The organism is Streptomyces sp. NPDC048002, from assembly GCF_040653275.1.
Taxonomy (GTDB): Bacteria; Actinomycetota; Actinomycetes; order Streptomycetales; family Streptomycetaceae; genus Streptomyces.
The window spans coordinates 1-5,442 of sequence record NZ_JBEZNL010000083.1; the positions used below are offsets into that span (position 1 = coordinate 1).

5 protein-coding genes are annotated in these 5,442 nt (G+C 73.4%); all 5 read right to left on the minus strand.

Features of this window, described 5'->3' with window-relative positions; all coding sequences use genetic code 11:
* Nucleotides 1-126: 126 nt before the first annotated feature.
* A complete protein-coding gene (locus AB0E07_RS39715) occupies nucleotides 127-1,437 on the minus strand; it encodes a DUF58 domain-containing protein (protein WP_362263330.1) in 1,311 nt (436 codons plus the stop codon).
* Entirely contained in the window at nucleotides 1,437-2,426 is a 990-nt protein-coding gene (locus AB0E07_RS39720; RefSeq protein ID WP_362263333.1) for a MoxR family ATPase, read from the minus strand. The genes AB0E07_RS39715 and AB0E07_RS39720 overlap by 1 nt, the downstream gene beginning before the upstream one ends.
* Nucleotides 2,426-3,625, minus strand: a complete 1,200-nt coding sequence (locus tag AB0E07_RS39725) for a DUF4350 domain-containing protein (RefSeq protein ID WP_362263336.1) — start codon at nucleotides 3,623-3,625, stop codon at nucleotides 2,426-2,428. The genes AB0E07_RS39720 and AB0E07_RS39725 overlap by 1 nt, the downstream gene beginning before the upstream one ends.
* Complete coding sequence (locus tag AB0E07_RS39730; RefSeq protein ID WP_362263338.1) at nucleotides 3,622-4,389, minus strand: DUF4129 domain-containing protein; 768 nt, start codon at nucleotides 4,387-4,389, stop codon at nucleotides 3,622-3,624. The genes AB0E07_RS39725 and AB0E07_RS39730 overlap by 4 nt, the downstream gene beginning before the upstream one ends.
* 4 nt (nucleotides 4,390-4,393) lie before the next feature.
* Nucleotides 4,394-5,442, minus strand: a 1,049-nt coding sequence (locus AB0E07_RS39735; RefSeq protein WP_362263341.1) for a hypothetical protein, incomplete at its 5' end; no start/stop codon positions are given.

A 5,442-nucleotide genomic window follows, 5' to 3' on the forward strand; every position in this document is an offset into this window, starting at 1 on the left:
ACTGCAGGGGGGACCCTGTGGGAGAGTAGGACGCCGCCGAACAAATATTGAGAAAACCCCCGGCCGGGGATACCGGTCGGGGGTTTTCTGCGTTTAGGCCCCTTCTTTCCAGGGCCCCCTCATCTCTCAGAGTCGGCCCGCTGTCTTCAGGGCCAGATAGGCGTCCGCCAGTGCTGGGGCCAATTCATCCGGTGTCGCGTCGACGACGGTGACGCCGTGCCGGCGGAGCTGCTCGGCTGTGCGATGGCGTTCGTTCTGGGCCTGGGCCGCCGCTGCGGCCGCGTAGACGGAATCGGTGCTGCCGCGGGCTGTCGCCATGGAGGCGACACGCGGGTCCGCCACAGATGCCACCAGGATCGTGTGGCGCCGGGTCAACTGCGGGAGGACCGGCAGGAGACCCTCTTCGATGGGGGCCGCGTCGAGGCTGGTGAAGAGGACGACGAGGGCGTGGCGGGGTGCCGTGCGCAGCACGGCGGAGGCCAGGCCGCGGGCGTTCGTCTCGACCAGTTCGGGTTCCAGCGTGGCCATGGCGTTGACCAGCGACGGCAATACATCGCCCGCGGTGCGGCCCTGCACCAGGGTGCGTACGCGGCGGTCGTGGGCGAGGAGATCGACTCGGTCGCCCGCTCGGGAGGCGAGCGCGGCGAGGAGAAGGGCCGCGTCCATCGAGGAGTCCAGGCGGGGGGCGTCTCCGACTCGGCCTGCCGAGGTGCGACCGGTGTCGAGGGCCAGGAGGATGTGGCGGTCGCGTTCGGGACGCCAGGTGCGTACGGCGACCGTGGACTGACGGGCCGTGGCGCGCCAGTCGATGGAGCGGGTGTCGTCGCCGGGGACGTACTCGCGGAGGCTGTCGAACTCCGTTCCCTCGCCTCGGGTCAGGACGCTGGTGCGGCCGTCGAGTTCGCGCAGGCGGGCCAGTTTGGAGGGGAGGTGCTTGCGGCTGGTGAACGGCGGCAGGACCCTTACCGTCCACGGGACCTTGTGGGTTCCCTGGCGGGTGAGGAGGCCGAGGGGGCCGTAGGAGCGGATCGTCACGCGGTCGGCCTCGCGGTCGCCCCGGCGGGTGGGGCGCAGACGGGTGGTGACGCGACGGCGTTCGCCCGGCGGGACCGTGAGCCGGTGGCGCGAGGCGGCGACCTCCGTGCCGGGCTCCCAGCTGCTCGGTGGCCAGGCGTCCCGGAGGTGGGCGCGCAGGGGGCGGCCGGAGGGGTTGGCGACGGTCAGGGTGACCTCGGCGGTCTCGCCCAGGCGCGCTGAGGTGTCGCCGGATCTGGTGAGGCCGAGTCGGCGTACGGGGGCGGCGAGGGCGAAGTCGCAGGCGCAGGCCACCGCGAGGGGGGCGTTGACGGCGAGGATGCCGGCCCAGCTCGGTTCCCAGATGCCGACGGGGAGGGAGCCGAGGGCCGCGAGGAGCGCGGTGCGTCCGGTGAGTGCCATCAGCGCGGGACGGGGACGTGGGCGAGGATCGCGTTGATGACGGAGTCGGCCGTCACGCCCTCCATCTCGGCCTCCGGGCGGAGTTGCACGCGGTGCCGCAGGGTGGGGAGCGCCAGGGCCTTCACGTCGTCGGGGATGACGTAGTCGCGGCCGGTGAGCCAGGCCCAGGCGCGGGCGGTGGCCAGCAGGGCGGTGGCTCCGCGCGGGGAGACGCCGAGGGTGAGGGACGGCGATTCGCGGGTGGCCCGGCAGATGTCGACGACGTAGGCCGTGATCTCCGGGGAGACCGTGGTCTTGGCGACGGCCGCGCGGGCGGCTTCGAGGTCGGCGGCGCCCGCTACGGGGCGTACGCCGGCGGCCTTCAGGTCGCGGGGGTCGAAGCCCTCGGCGTGGCGGGTGAGGACGGCGATCTCGTCCTGGCGGGAGGGCAGGGGGATCGTCAGCTTGAGGAGGAAACGGTCCAGCTGGGCTTCGGGGAGGGGGTAGGTGCCCTCGTACTCGACCGGGTTCTGGGTGGCCGCGACCAGGAACGGCTCGGGGAGCGGGCGGGGCGTGCCGTCGACCGTGACCTGGCGTTCCTCCATGGCTTCGAGGAGGGAGGACTGGGTCTTGGGCGGCGTGCGGTTGATCTCGTCGGCGAGCAGGAGGTTGGTGAAGACCGGGCCGGGCTGGAAGGAGAACCGGGCGGTGCCGGCGTCGTAGACCAGGGAGCCGGTCACGTCGCTCGGCATCAGGTCGGGGGTGAACTGGACGCGCTTGGTGTCCAGTTCCAGCGCGGAGGCGAGGGCGCGGACGAGGAGGGTCTTGGCGACGCCGGGGACTCCTTCGAGGAGGACGTGTCCACGGCACAGGAGGGCGACGACGAGGCCGGTTACGGCGGGGTCCTGGCCGACCACGGCTTTGGCGATCTCCGCGCGCAGGGCTTCCAGGGAGGCCCGGGAATCGGGCCGGTCCCCGCTCGGCGCGGCGTTGTCAGTGGTCGGGTCCATCATGGACGGCGTACCTCTCTTTCGAGGGCGTCGAGTTGGTCGGCGAGGGAGACGAGGGCCGCGTCGTCGCGGGGCGGTGGGCCGAAGAGGAGGGCGTGCAGGGACTGTCCGTCGCCGTGGAGGTGGGCGGACAGGGCGGGGAGCAGGGCTTCGGGCGCGTGGGCCTGGGCGACGGGGACGCCTACGAGGGGGGCGAGGCGGGTGCGGGTGGTGGAGCGGAGAGCGGCGGCCGCGCGGTCGCGGGCGTTCGCCTTGCGGTAGAGGCGGGCGCGGCCTTCGACGGTTTCGGAGGCGCGGATCGCGACGGGGAGTCTTTCGGGCACCAGGGGGCCAAGTCTGCGTGCCCGCCACAGGGCGGCCAGGGCCGCCGCGATGAACAGCTGGAGTGTGCCCCACAGCCAGCCCGCGGGGAGCAGGTCGAACACACCGCGCTCGTCCTCGGTGCCGGCCGCGGTGGAGTCGGTGAGCGAGGGGAGGTACCAGACCAGATGGGGGCGGGAGCCGAGGAGTTGGAGGGCGAGCGAGGCGTTGCCGTGCTCGTCGAGGCGGTCGTTGAGGAGGATGTCGGGCGCGCCGAGGACGACGGTGTCGCCGCTGCCGGAGGGGTCGGGGATGTGCAGGAGGGTCGCCAGGCGCTCGCTCGGGTAGCAGGAGGCGGCCTGGAGGTGGATCGTGGTGTAGCGGATGCCGCCGGTGTCGGCCGGGCCCGCGCGCTCCGCCTCGGGCAGGTCGCAGTCGGGCCGGAGGGTGGAGTCCGGGCTCCGGGCGGGGTCGGCGACGACTCCGGGGGCGAGGCGTTCGACGGACGGGCTGCCGGGTGCGACGAGGAGGGTGCGTCCGCCGGTGTCCGCGGTCGCGGAGTGCAGCGCGCTCTGTTGACGTTCCGTCAGCAGGTCGGGTACCGCGACCAGGAGGGTGGTGTCGGGGCCGGTTGCCGAGCGGGCCTCGTCGAGGGTGGTGACCACGCGGGTGGACACGCCTCGTTCGGCGAGGAGTTCGGCGACGGCACGGCTGCCCTGGGGGTCGACGGAGCGGGGGTCGAGGGCGCCGTGCCGGGTGTCGGAGCGGATCACGGCGATGGCGACGGCGCCCGCGAGGAGGAGGACCAGGGCGAGGGCGATGCCTTGGGTGCGGGTCCAGATCTGGCGGGTGGTGGGCGAGACCGAAGTCGCCGGGTGCGTGCCGGCCTCGGTGGTCATTCGGCGGCTCCCTGGCGGGCGTTGTGGGCCGCGCTGTGGGGGCTGGTGGTGGTGAGCAGGGGTTTGGCGCGGTCCAGGTCCCGGTCGAGTTCGGCGATGCGCCGGTACGAGGGTTCGGCCGCCGCCCGGCCGCCGTATGTGACGTCGTCGAAGTCCCGTGCTGCGGAGCGCAGTCGGTCGGTGTGGGCGGGCAGGGCGCGTCCGGCTTCCGCGGCCGCCTCGTCGGCGGTGCGGCCGGGGCGGATGTCCAGGAGGGCTCGCTCCTCCAGGGAGCGCACGATGGCTCGCATGCGTTCCTGGACGGCCTGGTTCCAGTGGCCCTGCGCGGCGTGCGCCTCGGCGGCCGCGCGGTGTTCGGCGGCGCTGCGCGGGCGGTCCTCGAACAGGGCGGCGGAGGAGACGGGTTGCCGGCGGGGAGTGCCCAGGCGCCACCACAGGGCGCCGACGACGGCCAGGACGGCGAGAATGACGACCACCAGGCCGAGTGGGCCTCCCGGTGTCAACGACGAGGCGCTGCCGAGGAGATCGCCGACCCAGTCCCAGAAGGCGTCGAGGGCGCGTTGGACCAGGCCGGGGTCGTTCTCGTGGTACATCCGCTTCGACAGTTCGCGGCGGGCCGCCTCCCGCGCGGGATCGCGCGGGATCGTCAGCGGCGGCTCGTCGTCGGAGCGCGCCCGCAGCGGCGCCGCCGCGTCGCCGACGCGGGCGGACACCCGTACGGCGGCGCGCGGCAGCGTGGTGAGAACTCCCCCCGCCAGGCTCACCGGTTCAGCTCCCCGGGGTCTCGGATCCGTAGCCCTGGACGCCTGCGGCGCGGGCGAGTTCGAGGTCGAGGGCCTCGCGGCGGATGCGCTGGTCGATGTAGAGGAGCACGGTCACGCCCGCCGAGATCGGGAAGGTGATCATGGAGCCGATCACCGAACCGATGCCGCTGATGATGAGGAAGGTCCAGCCGAGGTCGCCGCTGCCTTCGAGGAGGCCGCTCACGCCTTCGCTGCTGAGGGCGCCGGCGAGGAAGGCGAACGGGATGGCGATGATCGAGGCGAGGATGCTCGCGATGAGCATGGCCAGCAGCTGAATGCCGAAGACCCGCCACCAGGAGCCGCGTACCAGCTTCGCGGAGCGGCCCATCGACTTCACGATGCCCTGCTTCTCCAGCATCAGTGCCGGCGAGGCGAGCGAGAAGCGGATCATCAGCCAGAGCGCCACGACGACGGTGCACAGGCTGCCGAGGACGGTGAGCGCCGCGCCCGCCTCGCCGGCTCCGGAGGCCGCCACGAGGATGCCGGGCAGGACGCCGACGGCGACGACGCCGAAGGTGATGAGCAGCAGCAGGAAGATCAGGCCGAACAGCCGGGCGAGCTGCGGCCGGGCGTCGCGCCATGCCTCGCCGGTGGTCACGGACCTGCCGAGCACGGCGCGGCTGGTGACGGTGGTGAGCAGGGCCGTCGCCACGATCGTGCCGATGAGGGAGATCAGCGAGATCGCGCCGTAGCTGAGCAGGGCGTCGCCCATGGCGCGGGTGAGTTCGCCGAGCGAGGCACTGGGGTCCTCCAGGGCGGAGGTGTCGATGCGGCCGTTGAGGACGAAGCCCTGGAGCAGGACGACGACGATCTCGGTGAGCACGGCGACGGTGAGGGAGATGCCGAGGACGGTGCGCCAGTGGGCGCGCATCGTGGAGACGGCGCCGTCGAGGATCTCGCCGACGCCGAGCGGGCGCAGCGGGATCACCCCGGGCTTGGCCGCGGGCGGGGGCCCGCCCCAGCCGCCGCCACCCCAGGCGCCGTGGCCGGCCGGGCCGCCGTAGCCGCCGTGGC

What these genes read in the sequence shown, in the direction of transcription:
- AB0E07_RS39715 (WP_362263330.1), bottom strand. Translation starts at nt 1,437, where the DNA reads ATGGCACTCACCGGACGCACCGCGCTCCTCGCGGCCCTCGGCTCCCTC.
- AB0E07_RS39720 (WP_362263333.1), bottom strand. Translation starts at nt 2,426, where the DNA reads ATGGACCCGACCACTGACAACGCCGCGCCGAGCGGGGACCGGCCCGAT.
- AB0E07_RS39725 (WP_362263336.1), bottom strand. Translation starts at nt 3,625, where the DNA reads ATGACCACCGAGGCCGGCACGCACCCGGCGACTTCGGTCTCGCCCACC.